The following is a 23,398-nucleotide window of genomic DNA, read 5'->3' on the forward strand; positions in this document are numbered from 1 at the left end:
GTGAGATTGGCTTGTTCAGATAATTGTATCGGTGATGCAGCGCTATAAATGTACCGTCGAATATGACGGCCGCCCGTACCACGGCTGGCAATTCCAGGACGAAGTGATTTCGGTTCAGCAGGTCTTCGAGACCGCCATCGAAAAATTCGCCGGTACGTTCGTGCGCGTCCATGTTTCGGGCCGGACCGATGCGGGTGTGCATGCGCTTGGTCAGGTCGTGCATTTCGATTTGCCGAAATATTATCCGGCAGAAGCCGTGATGAATGCGATCAATCATCACCTTAAACCCGATCCGGTGGCGATCAAGGACTGCGAAGAAGTCACCGAAGACTTCCATGCGCGTTTTTCATCGAAGAAGCGCTACTACATGTATCGCATCATCAATCGCCGTGCGCCGCTGACCTTCGAGGCGGGACTGGCCTGGGGGATATACAAGCCCCTTGATATCGATGCGATGAACGAAGCGGCACAGCATCTGATCGGGACGTTTGATTTCACGACGTTCCGGGCTTCTGAATGTCAGGCCAAAAGCCCGATCAAGACGATGGAAAAACTTGAAATCGTCCGCAGTACAACCGATCCGCTTGATATCCGCGTCTATACCGAAAGCCGGTCCTTCCTGCATCATCAGGTGCGCAATATGGTTGGAACCCTTGTTCTGGTCGGCAAGGGCAACTGGAAACCGATAGACGTCAAAACCGCGCTTGAAGCCTGTGATCGCCGGGCCGGTGGTCCGACGGCACCGGCAGACGGGCTTTATTTCGTCAAGGTCGATTACTGATCAAATCATCCGGGCAACTACCCCGATGCCTTTCATTCTTCCCTGAAGTGATCCGGACGCGTGACGGAACCGTCGCGCCGTTTGGCATGTCTGCGTCGCAATCGGTTTCAATATTACGGGTCATACGGGGGGATTGAGGGCCCTTCATCCTCATTTGGGGATGTTGCTATGCAATGGTTTAACTATTTATACTTAAAGATAATTCATGTTGTTGTTCTCTTTATAAGAGATTTAATCTTGGCGCTAAGACCTTCGTGAAATGTGAATGATAAACCCTTCACTGGCGGGCCTCATTTTACCGGTGATGGTGAAAAGGGAGAAAGCATGTCGAAAAGTCTGGTACTGAAAGTCGCGCTTGCCGCCGTGCTCATTCTGATGAGCGGAATAATCTTGCTGGGCGTTCTGATCATGCAGCGCGTGGATCAGAAAGTGTCAGCCGACAGCGTCACGTCGCAGAAACTTAACCTGCGTGTTGCGGCAATGTTGCTTCAGGACGCCAATCCCGATTTCAAAATGACGATCAGCAAGGATGGCGAAACATCCAAGCTTGTCATGTCCGAAATTCCTGATTTGTCGTCGCATGAACTGATTGACCGCATTGGCAAGGCAACCGGCGAAACCGCCACGGTCTTTGCCTATGTCCCGGAAGAAAAGGACTTTGTCCGCGTGTCGACCAACATCATCAAACCCGATGGTCAGCGCGCGGTGGGCACCATGCTTGGCAAAGGCAGTGCCGCCTATGAACCGATCATGGCGGGCAAGACATTCCGGGGTGAGGCACTTATCCTTGGCACCGAATATATCACCCAATATAGCCCGATCATGACGCCGGGCGGTGATGTGCTGGGCATCCTGTATGTCGGGATCAAAAAGGAAGAAGTGGTTGCTGTTTCCGACGAAATTGCTCTGCGTATCGGGATCGTGGGCCTGATTGTTGCGCTTGCCGCGGCTGGTTTGCTGTTCTTGTTGCTGCGCTGGCAGCTTGGGCCGCTTGCGGTTCTTAGTCAGACCATTTCGCGCTTTGTGGATCGCGATTTTTCCCAGAATGTGTCCTTTACCGACCGCAAGGATGAAATCGGATCGATTGCCAATGGTCTTGTGCGCTGGCGTGAAACCGCCGAGAAAATCAAGGAAGCCGAACAGGCCCGCCTTGCTGCGGAAAAAAGCGCGGAAGAAGGCCGTATGGAGCAACGCAACCGTCTTGCCGTCGAACTGGAACAATCCATCGGGCGTATTGTGACATCGGTGCGCGAAGCCACCGGCGGCATGATGAAATCAACCGCACATATGCGTGAATCGGCCAATCATTCGGTGTCGCAAAGCCGGAAGGTTTCCGATGCCGCCAATAATTCGGCGCGCAGTGTGCAAACCGTTGCCGCCGCGACCGAGGAACTGTCGGCATCAATCAGTGCGATTGGCGGACAGGTCCATGAATCAACGGCAATTGCCGAAACCGCCGTGGGCGAAGCATCGCGGGCCAATGAAATGGTCGGCGGTCTTGCCGAGGCGGCAGAACGCATTGGCGAGGTGGTCAGCCTGATCAATGATATTGCGGCCCAGACCAACCTTCTGGCCCTGAACGCAACCATTGAAGCCGCCCGTGCCGGTGAAGCGGGCAAGGGCTTTGCCGTGGTGGCCCAAGAGGTCAAAAACCTTGCCAACCAGACCGCCAAGGCCACAGATGACATCGCCCAGCAGGTCGGTGCCATTCAGGATGAAACCAAGGTCACGGTTGAGGCGATTGAAAAAGTCACCCTGACGATTTCGTCGATCAGCGAGATTGCCAATGGTATTTCATCGGCCGTCAGCGAACAGAACTCGGCAGTCAATGAAATCGCCAACAGTGCGACCAGTGCATCTGCCGGATCGTCCGAGGTCGTTGCCAATATCGATGAAATCCATCAAGCGGCAACAAGCAGCGGTGCAGCCGCTGGTGAACTTGATACCAATGTTGCAGCCCTGGCAAAGCAGATCGATACCCTGCAAGGCACCGTGTCGGACTTCCTGTCGCAATTGCGCGCAGGCTGATCTTTAACATCCGGGCGGGCTTGGTTCCCGCCCGGATGTGCTTTCTTATCCGAATATCCAGTGCCACAGGAACGGGATGGTCAGGGCGGTTGCCATGGTGTTCAAGCCCATGGCAAGGCCGGAAAAGGCACCGGCGGTTTCATTGACCTGAAAGGCGCGTGCCGTTCCAATCCCGTGTGCAGCAACCCCCATGGCAAAGCCGCGTGCGCGCCAGTCTTTAAGGCGTGCCATATTCATCACCATCGGACCCAGTGTCGCCCCGACAATGCCGGTGGCAATCACGCAGACCGCGGTCAGGGCGGGGACACCGCCAATTTCTTCGGCAATGCCCATGGCAACCGGGGTTGTGACCGATTTGGGCGCAAGGGATGCCAGGGTTTCCGGGCTTGCCCCCAAGGCCCAGGCCAGAATGACCGTGCTGGCACTGGCAACCAGCGATCCGAACAACACGCCAAATACAATAACGGGCAGGGCACGTTTAAGCGTAGCGGTCTGACGGAACAGTGGCACGGCAAGGGCGACAGTCGCCGGACCCAACAGGAAGTGAACGAACTGTGCGCCTTCAAAATAGGCGGCATAGGGCGTGCCGGTGAGATGTAGCACAAAGGCAATCAGGGCAATCGCAATCACCACCGGATTGCAGATCGGGTTGCGGTTGCTTTTCTGATAAAGCCAGAAGCCAATCGCATAAGCCACCAGCGTGATGGTCAGCCCGGTCAGCGGTTTTGTCGACAGGTAAACCCAAAGCTGGGTGATATCGGTCTCGTTCATTGCGCGTCCTCCGCCTTCTCAGCCGTTTCCTGTTTCGGGAACAGTTTCGACATCAGAAGTGCGGTCAAAACCATGGTCAGAAGGGTCGAGACAGTCAGGGCGGCTGCAATCGGCAACCAGTCGCCCTTAAGGCGGTCAATCTGGGTGACAACGCCGACCCCGGCCGGAACGAACAGCAATGAAAAATGGATCAGAAGATTGTCGGCGGCATCGGTCAAAACCTTGGGCGGTTTGCGCGAGATCAGAAGGCCGAAAAATAGAAGTACAAGCCCGATCACCGGACCGGGAACCGGCAGATCGAACAATTCCGATACCACTTCCCCGAACAGCTGGCAGACAAGGATCAATGCGAATGCTGCAATCATTGAACGACCTCCCCACAGGTGTTTTTGATTTGTCTTGTGGACAACACATAATGCCTGTGAGGACGTTCGACTTTTATTAATTACGAAAAACGCCCGTGCCGGACGGGCACAGGCGTTTGAATTCGGGATGTTTTCAACGGTCTAGGTTCTAGAGGATATCAAGAACATTTTCCGGCGGGCGGCCCAGAACGGCCTTGTCGCCATTGATCACGATCGGGCGTTCAATCGCACGCGGATGGGCGCACAGGGCTTCGATCAAAGCGGTGCCGGTCAGATCGGCAATGCCTTCTTCGCGGGCCTCTTTTTTGCGCACGATATCTTCGGCATTCAGACCAAGTTTGGCGAGGATATCGCCAAGTTCTTGCGGGCTTGGCGGGGTATCAAAATAGGTGATGATTTCGGGCGTAATCCCCTTTTCCTCGATCAGGGCAAGGGTCTGGCGCGATTTGGAGCAGCGCGGATTGTGATAGATGCGGACCATTTCGGGGTTCTCCGTATCGGGGATGTTTGCCCCAGTCATAAACAGCTTTGTCGTTGCGATCAAATCCCGTCGATCATCGAAAGCAGATCATTGAGTTCTTCAAGGTCACTATTGATGATGCGGGTGGCGGTGTCATAGCCAAATCCCTGCCGGGCAAGGGCCGCCATATCCTTGTCGCGCTTTTCGTCGCGGATATCGGGCCTGCGCCAGGGGCCAAGGCGGCGACGTCGGGCATAGGCCGCTGCCGCGGCAATGTTGGGATCGGTGCCGCGGACTTCCTCATAGGCGGCCTGATCGGCCTCGGCGCGAAGATCGCGGATGGCATCATCAATCTGATCGGATGCAATACCGCGTGCCGACAGGTCGGCGGCAATCACGCGCATGGCTTTGCCCTTGCGCAACAGTGATCTGGCGCGGCCACGAGCATAGGCATCATCATTGATGAAACCGGCCTTTTCGCAGGTCGACAGAACCGCGTTCATCCAGGCAACGGCTTCGTCCGGGTCGGTGCCATATTCGGCAACCGAAAGACGAATTTTGCCGCGCATCAGCTTTTCCAGCCGGGCACGGGATGCGGCAAACCGTTCAAGATACCAGGTGGCATAATTCATCAGATAGTCACGGGTGACTTTGCGCGGACGTTTGGGTTCGCGCTTTTTGTCTTTGGCATTTTTACTCCCAAAACTGGTGAAACGGACGTTCCCGACAGGTTTTGTATCGGTGCCAGAGGCCAGTGTTTCCGGGCTTTGATGCTGTTTATCGACCATATCAGCCAAAATGAATGAATACGCACCCTTGCAAGAATGCCCCCACTCTCCCTATTTTACGCGCAATTGTCTGCATTTTTCCGAAGGAAATTCTATGAAGGAATTAGCCCCACGTCAGATGGGCGCGGTCAACTGGCTTGGTCTTTGGACACTTTATGCCAAAGAAGTCCGCCGGTTCCTGAATGTTCATCTGCAAACCGTTGGTGCGCCGGTTATTACCAGTCTGCTGTTTCTGGCAGTCTTTTTGCTGGCCCTTGGCCGCGCGGTTGAAACCGTAAACGGTATTCCGTTCGCCACCTTCCTTGCACCGGGTCTGATCATGATGACCATGGCGCAGAACGCATTTGCCAATACGTCAAGCTCGATCATGATTTCAAAGGTTCAGGGCAATATTGTCGATGTCCTGATGCCGCCGTTATCCGCCGGTGAAATGGTGGCCGGTTTTGCCTTTGGCGCGGTAACTCGCGGGATCGTGGTTGGTCTTGCGACCGCGATTGGCATGGCGCTGTTTGTTGATGTCAGCATCCATAACCTTTGGGCGATCCTGTATTTCGGGATTTCGGCATCGCTGATGCTGGCTCTTTTGGGGATTGCCGGTGGTGTCTGGGCCGAGAAATTTGACCATATCGCGGTTGTGACCAACTTTGTCGTCACGCCGCTTTCGTTCCTGTCGGGGACTTTTTACAGTGCCGAAAACCTGCCCGAAGCCGGCAAGATTCTGGTTCATTTCAACCCGTTCTTCTACATGATTGACGGGTTCCGTTATGGCTTTACCGGGATTTCGGATGGCACGATCATGACCGGCGTCATCGTGCTTGCGGTGGTCAATGCGGTTCTGTGGGTGCTGTGCTATCGGATGATCAAAAGCGGCTATAAACTGAAGGCATAAACATCTGCCTCCTAGCCGCTTTGAGCAAAAAAACATCAAAAGGACAGCCTCCAAAAGTGGATGCTGTCCTTTTTCATTTTGGTTACGATTTACAAAAGCCGCATCTAAGGGGTTTTTGGGACGTTGACAGGGGTAAGGAATCTCTTGATACTCCCCGGCTTCCCGGTATTCTGCCGGAGTTGACCAACTGGTCAACAAACCGATTTTTACCCTAATTTGAGGAATAAAGAAGTGATTACTCCCGTCATGCCGACCTATGCGCGGGCCGATTTGGCCTTTGAGAAAGGTGAAGGACCTTATCTCTATGCGCAGGACGGCCGACGATTCCTCGATTTCGGGTCGGGTATTGCGGTTAATACCCTTGGCCATTCGCATCCGCATCTGGTTGCCAAGCTGACCGAACAGGTTGGCAAGCTTTGGCATACCTCGAACCTGTACCGGATTCCGGGGCAGGAAAAGCTTGCGGAACGTCTGGTTGCCAACAGCTTTGCCGATACGGTTTTCTTCTGTAACTCGGGTGCCGAGGCCAACGAGGCCGGCATCAAGATGCTGCGCCGCTATCAGCATGTGTCGGGCAACCCGGAAAAGAACCGTATTCTGGTCGCGACCAATGCATTCCATGGCCGGACCCTTGGTACGCTGACCGCTGGTTATAGCGACAAGTACCGCGAAGGTTTCGGGCCGATGCCCGAGGGCTTTGACCGTGTGGCTTATGGCAATCTTAATGAATTGCGCAATGCGATTACGCCCAATACCGGCGGTATCCTTTTGGAGCCGATCCAGGGCGAAGGCGGCATTTGCCGTGCGCCGGAAGGCTATCTTGAAGGTGTGCGCAAGGCGGCTGACGAGTTTGGCATGCTGGTGATGTTTGACGAAGTTCAGACCGGCGTTGGCCGTACCGGCAAGCTTTATGCCTATGAATGGTCGGACATGACCCCGGATATAATTTCCTCGGCCAAGGGCCTTGGCGGTGGGTTCCCGGTTGGCGCACTTCTGGCCACGGAAAAGGCCGCAGCGGCACTTCCGGCGGGCATGCATGGCACGACCTTTGGCGGCAACCCGCTTGCCATGGCGGCGGCCAATGCCGTTCTTGACGAAGTTTTGAAACCCGGCTTCATGGACCATGTTCTGGACATGAGCCAATTGATCCGCGACGGCCTTGCGGCCATTGCCCGTAAACATCCGGGCTTTATCGCGGAAATCCGTGGCATGGGTTTGTTGTTGGGCATGAAAACCGTGCCGACCAACACCGATGTTGTCGCCAAACTGCGCGAACTTAACCTTCTAACGGTTCCGGCGGGCGATAATGTGGTGCGTCTGTTGCCGCCACTCAACATCACGAAAACCCATGTTAACGAGGCGCTTGCTGCCATTGAAGCAGCAGCCGCAGCCCTGGCGAAATAAGGGTGCAGGAAGGAAGACTTAGCTATGACTGATATTCGCCATTTCCTTGATCTCGACAAACTGCCGTCGGGAACATTGAATGATATTCTCGCTCTTGGCGATTCCGAGAAAGCAGGCAAGGCGCCGTTTGGCGACAAGCCGCTGGCGGGCAAGACGCTTGCACTGATCTTTGAAAAACCCTCGACCCGTACGCGTGTATCGTTTGAAGTCGGCATGCGCCAGCTTGGCGGTGATGTGGTTATTCTTGATGCCGCCAGCAGCCAGCTTGGCCGCGGTGAAACCATTGCCGATACCGCACGCGTTTTGTCGCGCTTTGTTGATGCGATCATGATCCGTACGACCGATGAGTCCAAACTGCTTGAACTGGCGAAATATGCCACGGTTCCGGTGATCAACGGCCTGACCGATCAAAGCCACCCGTGCCAGATCATGGCGGACCTTATGACCATCAAGGAACATAAAGGCACGCTCGAAGGGCTTAAATTCGCCTGGGTTGGTGATGGCAACAATGTTTCGGCATCGTTCATTCATGCGTCGCCGAAATTCGGCTTCTCGCTTGATCTGGCCTGCCCGGTCGGGTATCGCCCCAATCAGGGCCTGATTGAAACCGCCAATGCCGAAGGCGGAAAGGTGCGCATGACCGATATGGACAGCGCCCTTGAAGGGGCCGATGTGGTTGTGACCGATTGCTGGGTCTCGATGGGCGATGATGATGCGGACGCCCGTATGGAGGCGCTTGCACCCTATCAGGTCAATGCCAAGACCATGGCACAGGCCAAGGATGACGCGATCTTCATGCATTGCCTGCCGGCACATCGCAATGAAGAAGTCACCGACGAGGTGATTGATGGTCCGCAGTCTGTGGTCTTTGACGAGGCCGAGAACCGCCTGCATGCGCAGAAAGGGGTTCTGCTATACTGCTTTAACGGCTTGCCATCTTAAGTCTTGTGACTAAATAAGGCATATCGAAATTGAAGGGCGGCTTTGGCCGCCCTTTGTTATGCTGTCAGGCGGTCGTTTTAAACCACCTCGACAATCAGGGGTTTGACTTGTTATACGGCCCCAAACATCTAACCACCGGAAACCGAACATGCAGATCGCAGTCGATTTTTGCCAGCCCTTTACGCTGGATCATTCCAATATCCGTGGCCGCTTTGTGCGCCTTGGACCGACGGTGCAGACCATTATCGGTCAGCACAATTACCCGCCGCTTGCCAACCATCTGTTGGGCGAGATCATTGGTTTGGCTGTGTTGCTGTCATCGTCGCTGAAATATGAAGGCCTGTTTACCCTTCAGACCAGCTCGGACGGTCCGATCAGCATGCTGGTGGTCGATGTCGACAGTGACGGCAATGTGCGTGCCTGCCTTCGGGTTGATGAAGAACGCCTGAATGCGATGATCGCGGCCGAAGAAGGTGGCGAAGACGCGCTGCGTGGCAAGGTTCTGAAACTGATGGGGCGCGGGCATATCGCCTTTACCGTCGATCAGGGCGACGACCATGAACGTTATCAGGGGATTGTATCGCTTGAAGGCGAGACCCTTGCGGAATGTGCAGAATCCTATTTCCGTCAGTCCGAACAGCTTGAAACCGCCTTCAAACTTGAAGTTCATCGCGGTGAAACAGGTACGGACTGGTGGGTTGGTGGTCTTTTCCTTCAGAAAATGCCGGCAAGTGCCTCGGGCGATGCCGCAACCCCGGAAGAAGCCGAAAAGATCGTCGAAGACTGGAACCGTTCGACCATTCTGATGGCCAGTGCGACCGAAAACGAGCTTGTTGATATCTCGCTTTCGGCCAATGACCTGATCTGGCGTCTGTTCCATGACGAGGAACCGCGTGTGTTTGAGCAGGCAACCTTGCAGTTCAAATGCCGTTGTTCGCGCGAGAAGATCGAAGGCGCGCTTGTGACCTATCCGCTCGAAGAGCTTCTGTCGATGCGCGAAGACGATACTGGCGAGGTTGGCGTATCGTGCCAGTTCTGCAATACGCGATACGGCTTTAACGAGGCAGACCTTCGCACCCTCAAGGCCGGGGATGTACCGTCGGCATAATGCCCGATGGTTTGTCATATCGTGAAATTACAGGGCACTAGGCCGTCATAGCCTTGCCTTAATCATCTTGCAACGTCACCATGGCTATAAGCGCTGTGGTGGCGTTTTCTTATGGCGCTTTGCATCTTGTTTTTGCCAACCGTTAAAAGGCAGGGGAGTTTGAACTATGAAGCTATTGTCCATCAATGGTCTGCGTACCGTGGTTGCGGGTGCGGCACTTGCCCTTATGGCGGCCTGTACCAGCGCGCCGGTGGCAAATTACCCCGATGTGACATGGCGACATCTGAGCCCGATTGTTTTTGCCGCCGGTCCGATTGAAAAGGTTGCTGCCTGGAACAGCAACGAAGCCGGATCGATTGCATCGACCCTGCCGTTCAGCCTTGGCAAAATGGCAATGAACTGGCCTGATGATCGGCTTCAGACCGCGGGGACAAGCGACATGCTGCGCTATTCCGTGACCGAAGCATCGATCACGTCAAATGCGCTTAAAACCACCAAGGGTATCAAGGGTGTCTTTACCGATGACCAGTCCGACAAGATCGAACTGAAAGTCGCAGCCAAGCTTGAACTGATGGATGCCAACGGCGTTCAGAAAGGTGAAGTACAGGCAATGGCCGCACGGTCGCGTACCCTTGCAGAATCGATGTCGGTCGATGAACGTGAACAGGCAATCTATGACGCTACTGCGGCATTGCTGATGGATTTGGACCGTGAACTGGAACGTCAGATCAACGCCAATCTGGGGCGTTTTATCCTGCATTAATCCCGGTATTGTGCGCCCGTCGGGCGCAATTTGATCATTGCCAAAGGCCCCCGGTTAACACTGGTTCGGGGGCCTTTTTTGTTCCGTAATGTGGAAAAATTCCAAAAATATGAATGATTTCACAGATTTAAACTTATCAATCCGTAGCTATACCCGTTAAGCTATGCGTACCCGGAGTCTGGAAACGACAAAAACAAAAATCGGGTGCTTTCCTGGGATATGACATACCGGCGGACCGAGCATCCGCCCCAATGAAACGGCCTGATATGCCCAAAAAAGAAGAAACCGCGGCAAAAGACGTGTTTCTTCACGTGTCGACACAACATCTGCGACCCGATCAACGTTTGGAATACTGGCGCAGTTTGCATGGTCGGATCGAAATTGATGCCGCAGATGCCGAAGGTGCCAAGGATTACCGGGCATCATTAATGCGTTATGCCGATCCGACGGGTGTCGAATTCGGTTATGCGACAAGTGATGCCAATATTGTCGGTTACGGCAAACCGGAAAGTGATCTGGTGATTGTCAGCGTGCCGGTCGCCGGCGAGATGTTGTTCACCACGCGGAACGATGATCGTATTCGTGTCCGGGCATCCAGCGGCCTTACTATTGTGAACGGTGTCGAGCTTGAAAAATCGCGCAGCGACGGCTTTTCGCATGTTTATCTGACGCTTGAACGCACGCATATAGAAGCGGCGCTTGGCATCGGTGCGGGGATGCTGGCGCGCGGTGTTTACAGCGTCCCCGAAGATGGCCTGACACGTATGTTGCAAAGCCATCTGCAATCGATGGCGCTTCACGGTGATCAGCTTGATGCCAATGGAGCAATGATCGCGACCAAGGCGGCAACCGATCTTGTGCTTGGCGTGATGGCAAGCCAGAACGCGCAACTTGTGGAAAATGCAGGTGATCTTACCGCCGCGGCCTGTTTTGAGGCCGCAAGCCGCTACATCACGCTTAATATTTCCAATGTGAGCTTAACGGCCGATGATGTCGCACAGGCACTTGGCGTTTCACGGGCGCATCTTTATCGATTGTTTGAGCAGGAACAGCTTAGTATTGGCGATATGATCCGGTCACAACGTATCGCCCGGGCATCGGATATTTTGCGCGATGATCCAGGCCGTCCGATCAAGCAGGTTGCCTTTATGGTAGGCTATCAGTCAGCGGCATCTTTTACACGGGCATTTCGTGATATTACCGGATATTCGCCATCTGATTTCCGACAAAGCCTGGTTGAACGTCTAATTTAGACCTATTTCCCAAGAAAATTACCGATGAGACAAATGCGCAAGCGAAGAGACACCCTGCATCACGTGTTTGGGTTAAGTTCCGCGATGACAGCAACCAAACGACAGTTCATCCACCTGTCGACTGTCAGATATCTCTCACTCATGACGCCGGATTTTTCCAGTTTTCGCGGTGTCTTGTCGCCCCGGTGAATTTCTTTCATCGGGGCCTTTTTATAAAAGAAAACCCCCGAACATCGGGATGCTCGGGGGCAATCAAAACAGATGTGATGTCGCTGGATTATCTGAACATCATTACCGGGACATGGCAGGACCGGACCATTTCGGTGGTGGTGCTGCCAATGATCAGGTTGCGGATGCGCGAATGGCCATAGGCCCCCATGACCAGAAGATCGATATTGTCGGCTTCGATTTTGGATTTGATCACGTCTTCGGGTTCGCCCGATGCAAAGCCGGCATCGACTTGATACCCGGCCTTGCGCAGGATGGCGGCGGCCTCGTCGAGTTTTTCCTGCATGGTATCGGTGGCTTTGCCAACCGACAGAAGAATGCAGGGCAGGCCGGTGAACAGTTTGCCCGCCGCGATGTGACGCACGGCCTTCATGACACTTTCGCCGCCATCAAAGGCAATCAGGAACTTGTTGATCGGCTTGAATGCACGGGATGCCACCAGAACCGGCTTGTTGGCCGAACGCACCACCCGTTCAAGGTTGGAACCCAGGTGCAGCTTGGCGAAATCGGCGGCTTCGCCGCGTTTGCCAACAAGGATCAGATCAGCGTTACCTTCAAATTCGGCGATGCTGTCGATCAGGTCACCGTGGCGCAGCTTGGTGCTGACAGTGGCAAGACCGGATTCTTCAAGACCGGCCTTGGCATCTTCAAGCAACAGGCGACCGCGTTTAAGCTCGAGCTTGTTTTTCTGCTCGTCAAGATCCGCCAGTTCCTTGAGAAGGGCTGTGCGCGCGCCGAGTTTCAGATTACCACTCAGATCAGCCGGTTCCGAGCCAACCGAACGACGGCCCAGCACATGCATCAGTTCAACAGATGCATCGGTGCGCTCCGCCACCCAGCGGGTCAGGTCACATACACTTTGCGAATAACCCGAACCGTCAATCAGTGCGATCAGATGAGTCATTGGTCATTTCCCATTTCCATTGGCCCTTTTCCGCCTAGTGGCCCATCAGGCGTTCAAGTGCGCCGGGTTTGTCGTGGATGGCCAGTTTATCGACAATCGTTTCGCTGGCTTCATTGAGACCGATCAATTCAACCTCGGCCCCTTCACGGCGGAATTTGAGTACGACCATATCAAGCGCAGCAACACTTGAAATGTCCCAAATATGCGCGTGGCTGACATCAATTGTCACTTTATCAAGGGCTTCGCGGAAATCGAATGCCTTGGTGAAATCTTCGACCGAGGCAAAGAAAATCTGGCCGCGAACTTCATAGGTGCGATGGGTGTTGTCAGCCGAAAGGGTGCTGGTGATGCGGAAAATCTGGGCGATTTTCCAGGCAAAGAAAATACCCGACAGCAACACGCCAACCAGAACGCCAATGGCCAGGTTGTGCGATCCGACAACCGTAATGACGGTGGCGAGCATCACAATCGACGAGCTGCGCGGATGTTCGCGCAGGTTCTTGATCGACGACCAGCTAAATGTGCCGATAGATACCATGACCATGATGGCGACAAGGGCGGCCATCGGAATGATCGCGACCAGATCACCAAGAACCACGATCAGGATCAGCAGGAAGATACCGGCAAGGAAAGTCGAAAGACGGCAACGACCGCCTGATTTCACGTTGATCACCGACTGGCCGATCATCGCACAACCGGCCATGCCCCCAATGAAGCCGGTAAAGAAGTTTGCGATTCCCTGACCATAGCATTCACGGGTGCGGTTCGACGTGGTGTCGGTCAGATCATCAACGATCTGTGCGGTCATCAGGCTTTCCAGCAGACCCACAGCCGCAACCGCCGCCGAATACGGCAGGATGATCAGCAAGGTATCAAGGTTCAGCGGCACATCGGGCAAATAGATCGCCGGGAAGGCGTCAGGCAGCGCGCCCATATCGCCCACCGTGCGCAGGTCGGCATCCATAAACAGTGAAATACCGGTCAGAACGATGATGCACACCAGTGGCGACGGGATGATTTTGGTGATGCGCGGGAACAGATAGATGATGGCAAGGCCGCCCGCGACCATCACATAGGTCATGTTTGAAACCCCGATCAGTTCAGGCAACTGGGCCATGAAAATCAGGATTGCCAGTGCATTTACAAAGCCGGTCATTACGGATTTGGAAACAAAGCGCATCAGATTGCCAAGACGCAGGGCGCCGGCAAGCATCTGGATCACACCGGCAAGAATGGTCGCCGCCAACAGATAATCCAGCCCGTGATCACGGACCAGCGACCCCATCAGAACAGCGGTTGCCGCGGTTGCCGCCGAAATCATACCCGGACGACCGCCAAAGATCGCGGTGATCACGGCAATCGAGAAGGAGGCATAAAGCCCGACCTTGGGATCAACCCCGGCAATGATTGAAAAGGCAATGGCTTCGGGGATCAGGGCAAGGGCCACGACAAGGCCCGAAAGCACGTCACCGCGAATGTTGCCAAGCCACTCAGCCCGCAAGCGCGGAAGAAAATCGCTATTCACAGAAAGTCTCCGTTTCCAGATGCCCGCAAACTCAAGGCTGTCCCCCGGGCAGGAATAATATCAGCAGGAATGTCATCAGGATGGCTATCTATCCCGTCAGCCGGTCTTTGCGGCGACAGGGGTCCCCAAACCGTCCTGTTCGTTGCTGCGTCGCAGCAGGCTGTACCTATACCAATTTAAGTTTTTGCACAACCGCAGGGCACGCATAGGGCCGTTTCGATGTGGCCGCATACGAAAAAACCCGCCGGATAACCGGCGGGTTTGATGCGGGGATCATTATGTTGATGTCTATCGACATATAGCTACGGGATGATAGCGGATATCTGACGGGTCAAGCTGTCGGCACCGTACCGCCATCAATCACATATTCGGTGCCGGTGATTGCACCGGCCCGGTCTGAGGCTACAAAGGCGATCAGGTTGGCGACTTCTTGGGGTTTGGCAGGGCGACCAAGCGGAATGCCACCCAGAGAATCCATGATGATCTTTTTGCCGCCTGCATAGTCAGTCCCGGCTTGGGCTGCCAGTCGCTCGGTCAGGTGCACGGCGGCTTCTGTTTCTATCCAGCCCGGCGAAACGCGCACGATGCGGACGCCTTTGGGGGCGACTTCCTTTGAAAGTGCCTTGCTGTATGTCGACAAGGCGGCCTTTGCCGCGGCATAGGCGGTTGTCGATTCCGGCAGCGGCAGTTGGCGCTGAATTGATGTTACGTGGACGATCACGCCATGCCCCTGTTTGATCATGTCAGGAACAAGCAGCCGGTCCAGACGCACCGCGGGAAACAGGTTCAAATCAAGTTCCTGATGCCAGTGCGTATCTGACAGCGCACTAAACCCGCCAGCAGGAGAAGATGACCCGCCGAGCATGTGAACAATAATATCAACCCCGCCAAGCCGTTGCCGAGCTGCTTCGGCGACTGAAATGCAGCCTTGATCGGTTGTCAGATCGGCGGCGATAAACGCATCTTCGGGAAGGGTTTCGGGGCGGGAACGTGCGGTGGTGATCACATTTGCGCCAAGGTCGCGGAACAGTTGGAAGGTTGCAGCGCCTGCACCTTTTGTCCCGCCGGTTATCAGGACGCGTTTCCCGGTAAGCTTTAGAAAATCTGTCATTATTCTACACCCATCTCGGTGATCTTGCCGTTTTTGACGTGGAAGAAATAATCGAGTGTGACCGGGTTGTTGGGGAAGGTGCCACTGACCTTGGCGCGCACGGTGACCCTGTCGCCATTTGTGTTTGCCTCAATCGGTTCGGCGACATGGTTGTACTTTGCCTTGGCCGCCAGCCACCAAGCGCGTATTGCGTCGGTGCCGGTATGGCTTTCGCCTTCGTCATGGACAATTGCGTTCGAGGAGAAAATATCGGTCAGAAGTTCGGCGTTTTGGCCTTGATCAGCACTGAAATAGGTTTTCACGGCATTTGGCATATCCATCATCTGTCTCCGTATCGGTGATTGATTGTTCGACAGATAATCCGGAAATATTGTATCAACAATCAGGATAATTCTTCATGTAGTGATGAATGGATCGGGATAATGGATCGTATCGTATTGAACGATCTGGATGCTGTGATGGCAATTTCCAGGCGGGGAACGTTTCGGGCAGCGGCGATTGACATGGGTGTTTCGACGACCGCGCTCAGTCATGCCATCGGCAAGCTTGAGGCGGGGCTTGGCGTCAGATTGTTCAATCGCACAACGCGCAGTGTTTCGCTTTCGGATGCGGGAAAATTGTTTGTCGAACAGGTGGGGCCGGTTCTTCAGAACATGCATGATGCACTTGAAATTGTGCGATCCCAGCGTGAAACCCCAACTGGCACCCTGCGCATCAATGCGGCCCCGTTCGCAGCCCGCGAGGTGATTTCGCCGCTTGTGTTCGAATATCTGCGACGTTTTCCGGACATGCATGTCGATCTGGTGACCGAGGGGCGGTTGGTCGACATCGTTGCGGAGGGTTTTGATCTTGGCGTGCGGATCAGGGATCTTGTTCCGACGGATATGATTGCCGTGCCGCTCGGCAATGCGCAAAAATATGCGATTGTTGCGTCGCCCGAATATTTCAGATGCAACGCAAAGCCGATGGTTCCACCCGATCTTTTGCAACACAAATGCGTCCGGGTCCGGTTGCCGGACGGGTCCGTTTTCCGGTGGCGGTTTGAAAAGAACGGTGAGGCGGTCCAGATTGATGTCGATGGACCGGTAACCCTTGATGAAGCAAGTCTGGCGCGGGCAGCTGTTTTGGAAGGCGTTGGTGTCGGCTGCTTTATGGAGCGCGATGTTCTTGCCGATATCAATGCGGGCAAGCTTGTTCGTGTTCTGGAGGATTGGACCGTCCCGCTTTCGGAGCTGTGTCTTTATTATCCCGGGCGTCGCAACCTGTCGGCGGGGCACAAGGCCTTTATTGCGCTTGCACGCGAACTTGGCCATCGGGGTGCCGGGCAAAAAAACGGTGTGTCGCCAATCGAACTGTGAGTGGCAGTGCGCCTGTTGGTGATTTACGGATGTCCGTGAAACAAGAAAGCCCGTCGGCGGACCGACGGGCTTTTGGATTAGTCAGATCAAGGTTCGACGTATCTTGTCGAAGTAACCTTAGCGGTTCTGACGGTTTTCGATCAGATCGTCGACCACGCCCGGATCGGCAAGGGTCGAGGTATCGCCAAGCTGGTCATATTCGTTCGCGGCAATCTTGCGCAGGATGCGGCGCATGATTTTGCCTGAACGGGTTTTGGGCAGACCCGGCGACCACTGGATGAAATCCGGGCTGGCGATCGGGCCGATTTCCTTGCGGACCCATTTGACCAGTTCAAGACGAAGCTCCTCGGTCGGTTCTTCGCCGGCATTCAGGGTGACATAGGCATAGATGCCCTGACCCTTGATGTCGTGCGGAACGCCAACCACGGCGGCCTCGGCAACCTTGGCGTGGGCGACAAGTGCGCTTTCGACTTCGGCGGTGCCCATACGGTGACCGGAAACGTTGATCACGTCATCAACGCGGCCGGTAATCCAGTAGTAACCGTCATCATCACGACGGGCACCGTCCCCGGTGGTGTAGACATTGGCGAATGTGCTGAAATAGGTCTGGATGAAGCGTTCATGATCGCCATAGACCGTGCGCATCTGCCCCGGCCAGCTATCCTTGATCACAAGATTGCCATCGGTCGCACCGGTCAGTTCCTTGCCCTCGTTATCCAGAAGGGCCGGCTGAATACCAAAGAACGGAAGCGTCGCCGAACCCGGTTTCAGGTCGGTTGCACCCGGAAGCGGCGTGATCAGGATGCCGCCGGTTTCGGTTTGCCACCAGGTATCGACAATCGGGCAATTACGCTTGCCGACATGCTCGTGATACCATTCCCAGGCTTCCGGGTTGATCGGTTCACCAACCGAACCAAGGACACGCAAGCTCGACAGATCGGCCTTGTTGACCCAATCAACGCCTTCGCGCATCAGGGCACGGATTGCGGTCGGTGCGGTATAGAAGATATTGACCTTGTGCTTTTCACAAACCTGCCAGAAGCGCGAAGCATCCGGGTAGCTTGGAACACCTTCGAACATCAGCGTGGTCGCACCATTGGCAAGCGGACCATAAACGATATAGCTGTGACCGGTGACCCAACCCACATCGGCCGTGCACCAGTAAATATCGCCTTCGTGATAATCAAAGACATACTGATGGGTCATCGATGCATAGACGAGGTAGCCGCCAGAGGTGTGCAGAACGCCTTTCGGCTTGCCGGTCGAACCCGAGGTATAAAGAACAAACAGCGGGTCTTCGGCGTTGACTTCGGTCGGCGGGCAGTCGGTTGACGCAGCGGCGCAGACTTCGTGATACCAGACGTCGCGGGTGTCATTCCAGGCGACATCCTTGCCGGTGCGTTTGACAACGACCATTTTCTCGACCGATTTGACACCCGGATGCGACAGGGCTTCGTCGGCATTGCGTTTGAGCGGAACCGCACGGCCACCACGCAGACCTTCGTCGGAAGTGATCACGACCTTGGCACCGCAATCTTCAACGCGACCGGCCAGTGCTTCGGGCGAGAAACCGCCAAAGACGATGGAATGGATCGCACCGATACGTGCGCAGGCCAGCATGGAAACAGCGGCTTCGGGGATCATCGGCAGATAGATGACAACGCGGTCGCCTTTGCCCACGCCCATGGATTTGAGCGCATTGGCAAAGCGGCAGGTACGTTCGTACAGGTCGCGATAGGTGATGTGTTCGGAAACGTTCGGATCATCGCCTTCGAAGATGATGGCGGTCTGATCGCCGCGCTTTTCAAGGTGGCGGTCAAGGCAGTTGGCCGCGACGTTCAGCGTGCCGTCTTCGTACCACTTGATATAGAGGTCCTTGGCGTCATAGCTGACATTTTTGACTTTGCTGAATGGCTTGATCCAGTCAATGCGCTTGCCATGTTCGCCCCAGAAGCCATCCGGGTCCTCGACCGACTGTTTATACATGGCGTCATATTTTGATTTGTCGATCAGGGCATTCTTTGCGATGTCGCCGGGGACGGGATAAACGTTCGCAGACATATGTGGCCTCTTGTTCGTTTCCTGTGGTCTCGTAATGCAACAGACAGATGCCCGTAATTTTCCGGTGTGTCGGAAAAGGCAGTCATGCCTGCGCGGTATCTCGGTGCGGTTCAGGGATCGGGTTTTGCCGAAATTGCCTGTTCCGTAACGGAATACAGGTGGTCAAAATGATCCTGTCGCTTGTGCCCTATGCTAGTGCGCAGAAGATATTCAGGGAATACAACTTTAGAACGGGGGCAATCGCGGCCGAGATCGGCGGATTGCTTTGGAATGTACCGGTTTGTGGTGACCGGTGGTGGGGCGTTTTGCGGGTACGGGCGACGGGTATAATGACGGGCTGCATTCTTAATATGTGATTGATAGATAGCGGTTATTTGCAATTTTCGCTAGGGTCGGGATAAATCTTTTTGATGATCGCCTTTGCCGCGGTTATCACACAACAAATACCGATTTGCCCCACAATCGAGGTTTGAAATGAAATCCAAGCTGAATGCACCTGTCGCGGTTTTTGACGCGGGGATCGGAAGCTATTCCATTGTTGCGCGGATTCGCGATACTTGGCCGGACAAGGATATTGTCTATTTTGCCGACCGGGCGAGCTTCCCCTATGGCCGTAAAAATGCCGACGAACTGACGCATGTGATGATGCGGACCATCGGGTTGCTGGAACAGTTTGACCCGTCGGGCATCGTGATTGCATCCAACGCGCCATCGATCATGGTGCTTGAAGAGGTGCGCAAACTAAGCCCCGTTCCGATCAGCGGCGTTTTACCGCCGGTCGCAGAAGCAATTGAAGCTTCCAAAAACGGGCATGTCGGGGTGATGGGGGTGGCGTCCCTGATTGAAAGCCGGATGTTTGCCGATTTCATCACGCCCTTTGCCGGACATGCAAAAGTTTCCGGCTTCAACGCATCGCGGGCCATTGACCATGTTGAAAATGGTGACTTCCTGTTTGCCAGGGAAAAGACGGCGCAATCGGTCAAGCATCTGGTTGACGAGATTTTCCAACGTGACCCGGATATCGATGTTTTGACCCTTTCAAGCACGCATTTGCCGTGGTTGCGGGACTATTTTGAAGCCGCCGCACCGCATTGCACGTTCCTTGATCCGGCAGATTCGGTTGTTGCAGCCCTTGATATCGGGCCGATGGGCAGTGGCATTACCCATGCGATTGCCACCGAGGCGCCGGGATTTGAAATCGCCGAATTTGAAAAGATGCTGGGTCAGATCGGCGTTGATCTGCGCATCGAGAAAGTAACCCTTTAACCAAGGTCGGGCGTTATCGGGAGGACCGGCAGAAAAATGTGCGGTCCTCCTGACTGGATTTGGTGGAACAAAACAGATACAAAGAATCCACACGATAATGAAATGGTGGGATAATGGATCCGATTTCTTTGGCCGCGGGCGCGTTTGGTGCCTCTGTTCTGGCGCTGGTTTTCTGCATTTTGATGATCAAACGCATCAAGGATGCCGCCGATGCCGAAACAGAGTCGCGCACGGCTTTGCTGGCCTCCCAGCTTGAACAGACCGAAGCAACGCGGCGTGATCTTGCCGGCGAACTTGCAATCACGCGCGACCGGCTTGCGGAAAGTTCGGAAAAACGGGCCATTGCCGAAACCACGGCCAACCGCGTGCCGATCCTTGAAGCCGAGATGAAGGAGCTGCGCACGCTTCTGGATCAATGGCGCGAAAAGGGATCGGAGCTTGAAACCGCCCTTGAAAAAGAACGCGAAGCCGCAGCCGAAAAGCTTGCGATGCTCGAAGATGCCAAGACCAAGCTTCTGGATAGTTTCAAGGCGCTGTCGTCCGATGCGCTTAAGGTCAATAACGATGAATTCCTGAAACTGGCGCGGGAAAACTTTTCGCGCCTTCAGGAAGGGGCCAAGGGCGATCTTGAAAAACGTCAGCAGGCAATTGATGGCCTTGTGAAGCCCATCAAAGAACGGCTTGAGGCCTTTGATACCAAGGTTAATGAACTTGAAAAGAGCCGCAAGGAGGCCTATGGCGAATTGCGCGAACAGGTCGGGACCCTTGTGCAATCCCAGACCCGGCTTTCAAAAGAAACCCAGACACTAAGTTCCGCACTGCGTTCGAGTTCATCGGTATCGGGCAAGTGGGGCGAATTGCAGCTTAAGCGCATTGTCGAACTTGCCGGGATGGTCAAGCATTGTGACTTTGACGAGCAGGTTCATTTCAACACTGACGATGGCATCCAGAAACCCGACATGGTCATTCACCTGCCGGGCGGGAAAAACATCGTGGTCGATGCCAAGGCGCCGACTTCGGCCTATCTGGAAGCAATCGACGAAAAATATGACGATGAACGCCGCGAAGCGTTGCTGGCGACCTATGTCGGCAATGTGCGCAAGGTGATCTCGGAGCTTTCGAAAAAGTCCTATTGGAAGTCGGTGGACAGCCCGGAATTCGTAGTGCTGTTTCTTCCGGGTGAAAGCTTCTTTTCAGCCGCCCTTGAACGCGACCCGCGTTTGATCGAGGACAGTTTCCGCGACGGGGTGATCCTGGCAACGCCGACGACGCTTCTTGGATTGCTTAAGGCGGTGGCATATGGCTGGCGTCAGGAAGCCCTGGCCGAAAACGCCCGCGATATCAGCGAGATCGGCCAGCAATTGTTTGATCGTCTTGGGACGCTCGCCAAGAACTTTTCGTCGATGGGCAAGTCGCTTGAAAGCACGGTCAAAAATTACAACAAGACCCTTGGTTCGCTTGAAGGATCGGTGCTTGTTTCGGCCAGAAAGCTTAAAGAAAAGCACATCGTTTCCGATGATCGCATGATCGAGGAACCGGCACCGTCGGAAACCCACGTGCGCGATATCACCAAGATGGAACTTCTGGCCGGGCCGGAAGACAATGCGGGCGAGGATCAAGCCGCCGAGGAATAGGATATGAAGGGGATCAACCATGCGTCACATGGCAGATACCCGGCCCGATTGGCCCAGCTTTCTTGACTTGGGCGACGGGAAACCTTATCTCGAAGCGCGAAATTCGCTATATTAAGACATAGAACCTTGTTCGAAACCGGATCAGAGACCCATGGCCCTGCGTGAAATCCTTATCGTTCCAGACCCGCGCCTTAAGAAGGAGTGCGAGCCGGTCGCAGAAGTGAATGATGAGATCAGAGACCTTCTTGATGACATGCTTGAAACCATGTACGCGGCGCCGGGCATTGGCCTTGCCGCGCCGCAGATTGGTGTGATGAAGCGCGTTGTTGTCATGGATGTATCCGATGACAAGGACAAGCCGGAACCGATGAAACTGATCAACCCGGAGATCATCTGGGAATCCGAAGATCTGTCGGTGTATCAGGAAGGCTGTCTTTCGATCCCCGAACAATATGCCGATGTCGAACGCCCGGCCGAGGTTGGCGTGCGTTACCTTGATGAAAACGGCAAGGAACACGAGATCGAGGCCGAAGGATTGCTTGCGACCTGCATCCAGCACGAGATCGATCACCTTGATGGTGTTCTGTTCACCGATTATCTGAGCGCGCTTAAGCGCAACATGATCCTCAAAAAGGTTCAGAAGCTTCAGAAAACCAAGAAATCTGCCTGATCGCATTGGCGATGATGGACGCTCAAAGGGTCGGGCAACCGGCCCTTTTTTATTGGGCGTGCGCTTTGGGCGGGGTTTTAAGGGTGCTGCCATCCATGCCAATGATCCAGCCTTCACGTTCGCGGATCACCCGATCATCGGGCAGATGTTCGGGGCGCTTGCCATCGGCAATTTGAATTAACCCTAAAACACCAACCAGCGCGTCGAAAGCATCATCCTTGCCCTGTTCGGGGCCAAAGCCCGATTGAATGTCGGCGATGACCGCCGGGCTGATTTCAACCGAGTTGCGGGCCGCATAATTGATCAGTGATGCAACGGCGTTTGCACGGCTTTGCTGATTTGATTTAGTTAACTCACTAATTCCAAGCCAGCCATAAACTTCGCCGGGATAGGTTTCCATCAGGGTGACGCCGGGATGTTGGCAACATGCCGCAAGATCACCGTCAAAGGGCCAGATGTTGAACCCGTCACGCGCCCCGGGAATGATCAGATGTTCAAGACCATGCAGCATCCCCTTGCCAACCTGATTGGCACCAAGGGTCCAGAAGGACGGGCAGGCAGCCGCGCGATCATCCGTGGCGCGTTCGCAGCGACGATGCAACTCATCAAAGCTTGAAAGGCCAAGCGCCTTTACGAGATGGTCGCGCTTTACACTGCCCTTTGTGCCGGATGATTTGGGGTAAAACGGGCGGTGATATGTGATCTGATCCGGGGTTTCGCAAACGTATGGGAAATCTTCCATATCACGGCTAAAAATGTTTTTAAGTAACGACTTAAAGTTTTGAATATTTGCGCCATCATACCAATAGCCGGCAAAGCCGATCGGCATATCAAGGCCAAGCCAAATGGATTTGTTGCGTCCATGATCGGCGAGTGACTGACGGAACTGGTTTAACATGCCAACCGGTTCGATGGCATGTATCTGCCAGCCGCCTGCTTTGCGGCGGGATTTTGCGACCCAGCGCGCTTTGACCGATATGCTCCAATCGGCATGCCAGATGTGATTAACCGGGTATTTGCGTGGTTCGGATAAGGCTTGGCTTGTCATTTCGACAAGATAGCGCCAAATTGCCGCCTTGGAATAGGAAA

Annotated in this window: 22 protein-coding genes; 12 read left to right on the forward strand and 10 right to left on the reverse strand. The window is 54.5% G+C overall.

Features of this window, described 5'->3' with window-relative positions; translation table 11 throughout:
- Positions 1–34 precede the first annotated feature (34 nt).
- Together truA and TH19_RS01900 are read left to right on the forward strand one after the other, a co-directional pair.
- The gene (gene truA, locus TH19_RS01895; protein ID WP_114100612.1) at positions 35–781 is read left to right on the forward strand and encodes a tRNA pseudouridine(38-40) synthase TruA; all 747 of its coding nucleotides are present in this window, start codon (positions 35–37) and stop codon (positions 779–781) included.
- 324 nt (positions 782–1,105) lie between these two features.
- Positions 1,106–2,809 carry a methyl-accepting chemotaxis protein gene (locus TH19_RS01900; protein ID WP_114100774.1) on the forward strand — a complete coding sequence of 568 codons (1,704 nt, stop codon included), beginning with the start codon at positions 1,106–1,108 and terminating at the stop codon, positions 2,807–2,809.
- Between the two features lie 45 nt (positions 2,810–2,854).
- On the opposite strand, the gene TH19_RS01905 is transcribed toward TH19_RS01900, so the two are convergent.
- From TH19_RS01905 to TH19_RS01920, 4 genes are all read right to left on the reverse strand, one after another.
- Positions 2,855–3,580: an LrgB family protein gene (locus TH19_RS01905; RefSeq protein WP_114100613.1), complete on the reverse strand. Its 726-nt coding sequence runs from the start codon at positions 3,578–3,580 to the stop codon at positions 2,855–2,857.
- Complete coding sequence (locus TH19_RS01910; RefSeq protein ID WP_114100614.1) at positions 3,577–3,945, reverse strand: CidA/LrgA family protein; 369 nt, start codon at positions 3,943–3,945, stop codon at positions 3,577–3,579. The genes TH19_RS01905 and TH19_RS01910 overlap by 4 nt, the downstream gene beginning before the upstream one ends.
- A gap of 148 nt (positions 3,946–4,093) precedes the next feature.
- A complete protein-coding gene (gene arsC, locus TH19_RS01915) occupies positions 4,094–4,426 on the reverse strand; it encodes an arsenate reductase (glutaredoxin) (RefSeq protein ID WP_114100775.1) in 333 nt (110 codons plus the stop codon).
- Positions 4,427–4,485: 59 nt separating this feature from the next.
- A complete protein-coding gene (locus tag TH19_RS01920; RefSeq protein WP_114100615.1) occupies positions 4,486–5,193 on the reverse strand; it encodes a regulatory protein RecX in 708 nt (235 codons plus the stop codon).
- Between the two features lie 94 nt (positions 5,194–5,287).
- On the opposite strand from TH19_RS01920, the gene TH19_RS01925 reads away from it, so the two are divergent.
- The 6 genes from TH19_RS01925 to TH19_RS01950 all read left to right on the forward strand — a co-directional run bounded on the left by TH19_RS01925 (position 5,288) and on the right by TH19_RS01950 (position 11,552).
- Positions 5,288–6,082 carry an ABC transporter permease gene (locus tag TH19_RS01925; RefSeq protein WP_114100616.1) on the forward strand — a complete coding sequence of 265 codons (795 nt, stop codon included), beginning with the start codon at positions 5,288–5,290 and terminating at the stop codon, positions 6,080–6,082.
- 246 nt (positions 6,083–6,328) lie between these two features.
- Complete coding sequence (locus TH19_RS01930; RefSeq protein ID WP_114100617.1) at positions 6,329–7,486, forward strand: aspartate aminotransferase family protein; 1,158 nt, start codon at positions 6,329–6,331, stop codon at positions 7,484–7,486.
- A gap of 24 nt (positions 7,487–7,510) precedes the next feature.
- Complete coding sequence (argF, locus tag TH19_RS01935) at positions 7,511–8,428, forward strand: ornithine carbamoyltransferase (RefSeq protein WP_114100618.1); 918 nt, start codon at positions 7,511–7,513, stop codon at positions 8,426–8,428.
- A 148-nt stretch (positions 8,429–8,576) separates the two neighbouring features.
- Positions 8,577–9,536, forward strand: a complete 960-nt coding sequence (hslO, locus tag TH19_RS01940) for an Hsp33 family molecular chaperone HslO (protein WP_114100619.1) — start codon at positions 8,577–8,579, stop codon at positions 9,534–9,536.
- A gap of 166 nt (positions 9,537–9,702) precedes the next feature.
- The gene (locus tag TH19_RS01945) at positions 9,703–10,299 is read left to right on the forward strand and encodes a hypothetical protein (protein ID WP_114100620.1); all 597 of its coding nucleotides are present in this window, start codon (positions 9,703–9,705) and stop codon (positions 10,297–10,299) included.
- Positions 10,300–10,565: 266 nt separating this feature from the next.
- On the forward strand, positions 10,566–11,552 hold the full coding sequence (locus TH19_RS01950; RefSeq protein ID WP_181846268.1) for a helix-turn-helix transcriptional regulator: 987 nt from the start codon (positions 10,566–10,568) through the stop codon (positions 11,550–11,552).
- Between the two features lie 277 nt (positions 11,553–11,829).
- Here TH19_RS01950 and TH19_RS01955 read toward each other — a convergent pair whose 3' ends face one another.
- The 4 genes from TH19_RS01955 to TH19_RS01970 form a co-directional block, all read right to left on the reverse strand.
- Complete coding sequence (locus TH19_RS01955; protein ID WP_114100622.1) at positions 11,830–12,684, reverse strand: universal stress protein; 855 nt, start codon at positions 12,682–12,684, stop codon at positions 11,830–11,832.
- A 34-nt stretch (positions 12,685–12,718) separates the two neighbouring features.
- On the reverse strand, positions 12,719–14,209 hold the full coding sequence (locus TH19_RS01960) for a SulP family inorganic anion transporter (RefSeq protein ID WP_114100623.1): 1,491 nt from the start codon (positions 14,207–14,209) through the stop codon (positions 12,719–12,721).
- Positions 14,210–14,540: 331 nt separating this feature from the next.
- Positions 14,541–15,320: an SDR family oxidoreductase gene (locus TH19_RS01965; protein WP_114100624.1), complete on the reverse strand. Its 780-nt coding sequence runs from the start codon at positions 15,318–15,320 to the stop codon at positions 14,541–14,543.
- Positions 15,320–15,643 (reverse strand): nuclear transport factor 2 family protein, encoded by a 324-nt coding sequence (locus TH19_RS01970; protein ID WP_258547782.1) that lies wholly within the window; start codon positions 15,641–15,643, stop codon positions 15,320–15,322. The genes TH19_RS01965 and TH19_RS01970 overlap by 1 nt, the downstream gene beginning before the upstream one ends.
- Positions 15,644–15,742: 99 nt before the next feature.
- Here TH19_RS01970 and TH19_RS01975 point away from each other — a divergent pair, with 99 nt between their 5' ends.
- The gene (locus tag TH19_RS01975; protein ID WP_114100625.1) at positions 15,743–16,678 is read left to right on the forward strand and encodes a LysR family transcriptional regulator; all 936 of its coding nucleotides are present in this window, start codon (positions 15,743–15,745) and stop codon (positions 16,676–16,678) included.
- Between the two features lie 117 nt (positions 16,679–16,795).
- Here TH19_RS01975 and acs read toward each other — a convergent pair whose 3' ends face one another.
- A complete protein-coding gene (acs, locus tag TH19_RS01980) occupies positions 16,796–18,739 on the reverse strand; it encodes an acetate--CoA ligase (protein ID WP_114100626.1) in 1,944 nt (647 codons plus the stop codon).
- 474 nt (positions 18,740–19,213) lie between these two features.
- On the opposite strand from acs, the gene TH19_RS01990 reads away from it, so the two are divergent.
- The 3 genes from TH19_RS01990 (at position 19,214) to def (ending at position 22,309) form a co-directional block, all read left to right on the forward strand.
- A complete protein-coding gene (locus TH19_RS01990) occupies positions 19,214–20,005 on the forward strand; it encodes a glutamate racemase (protein ID WP_114100628.1) in 792 nt (263 codons plus the stop codon).
- Positions 20,006–20,118: 113 nt separating this feature from the next.
- Positions 20,119–21,639 carry a DNA recombination protein RmuC gene (locus TH19_RS01995; RefSeq protein ID WP_114100629.1) on the forward strand — a complete coding sequence of 507 codons (1,521 nt, stop codon included), beginning with the start codon at positions 20,119–20,121 and terminating at the stop codon, positions 21,637–21,639.
- A 151-nt stretch (positions 21,640–21,790) separates the two neighbouring features.
- A complete protein-coding gene (def, locus tag TH19_RS02000; protein WP_114100630.1) occupies positions 21,791–22,309 on the forward strand; it encodes a peptide deformylase in 519 nt (172 codons plus the stop codon).
- A gap of 49 nt (positions 22,310–22,358) precedes the next feature.
- On the opposite strand, the gene TH19_RS02005 is transcribed toward def, so the two are convergent.
- Entirely contained in the window at positions 22,359–23,357 is a 999-nt protein-coding gene (locus TH19_RS02005) for a methyltransferase type 12 (RefSeq protein WP_114100631.1), read from the reverse strand.
- Between the last annotated feature and the right edge of the window lie 41 nt (positions 23,358–23,398).

This window comes from Thalassospira profundimaris (assembly GCF_003326675.1).
Taxonomy (GTDB): domain Bacteria; phylum Pseudomonadota; class Alphaproteobacteria; order Rhodospirillales; family Thalassospiraceae; genus Thalassospira; species Thalassospira aquimaris.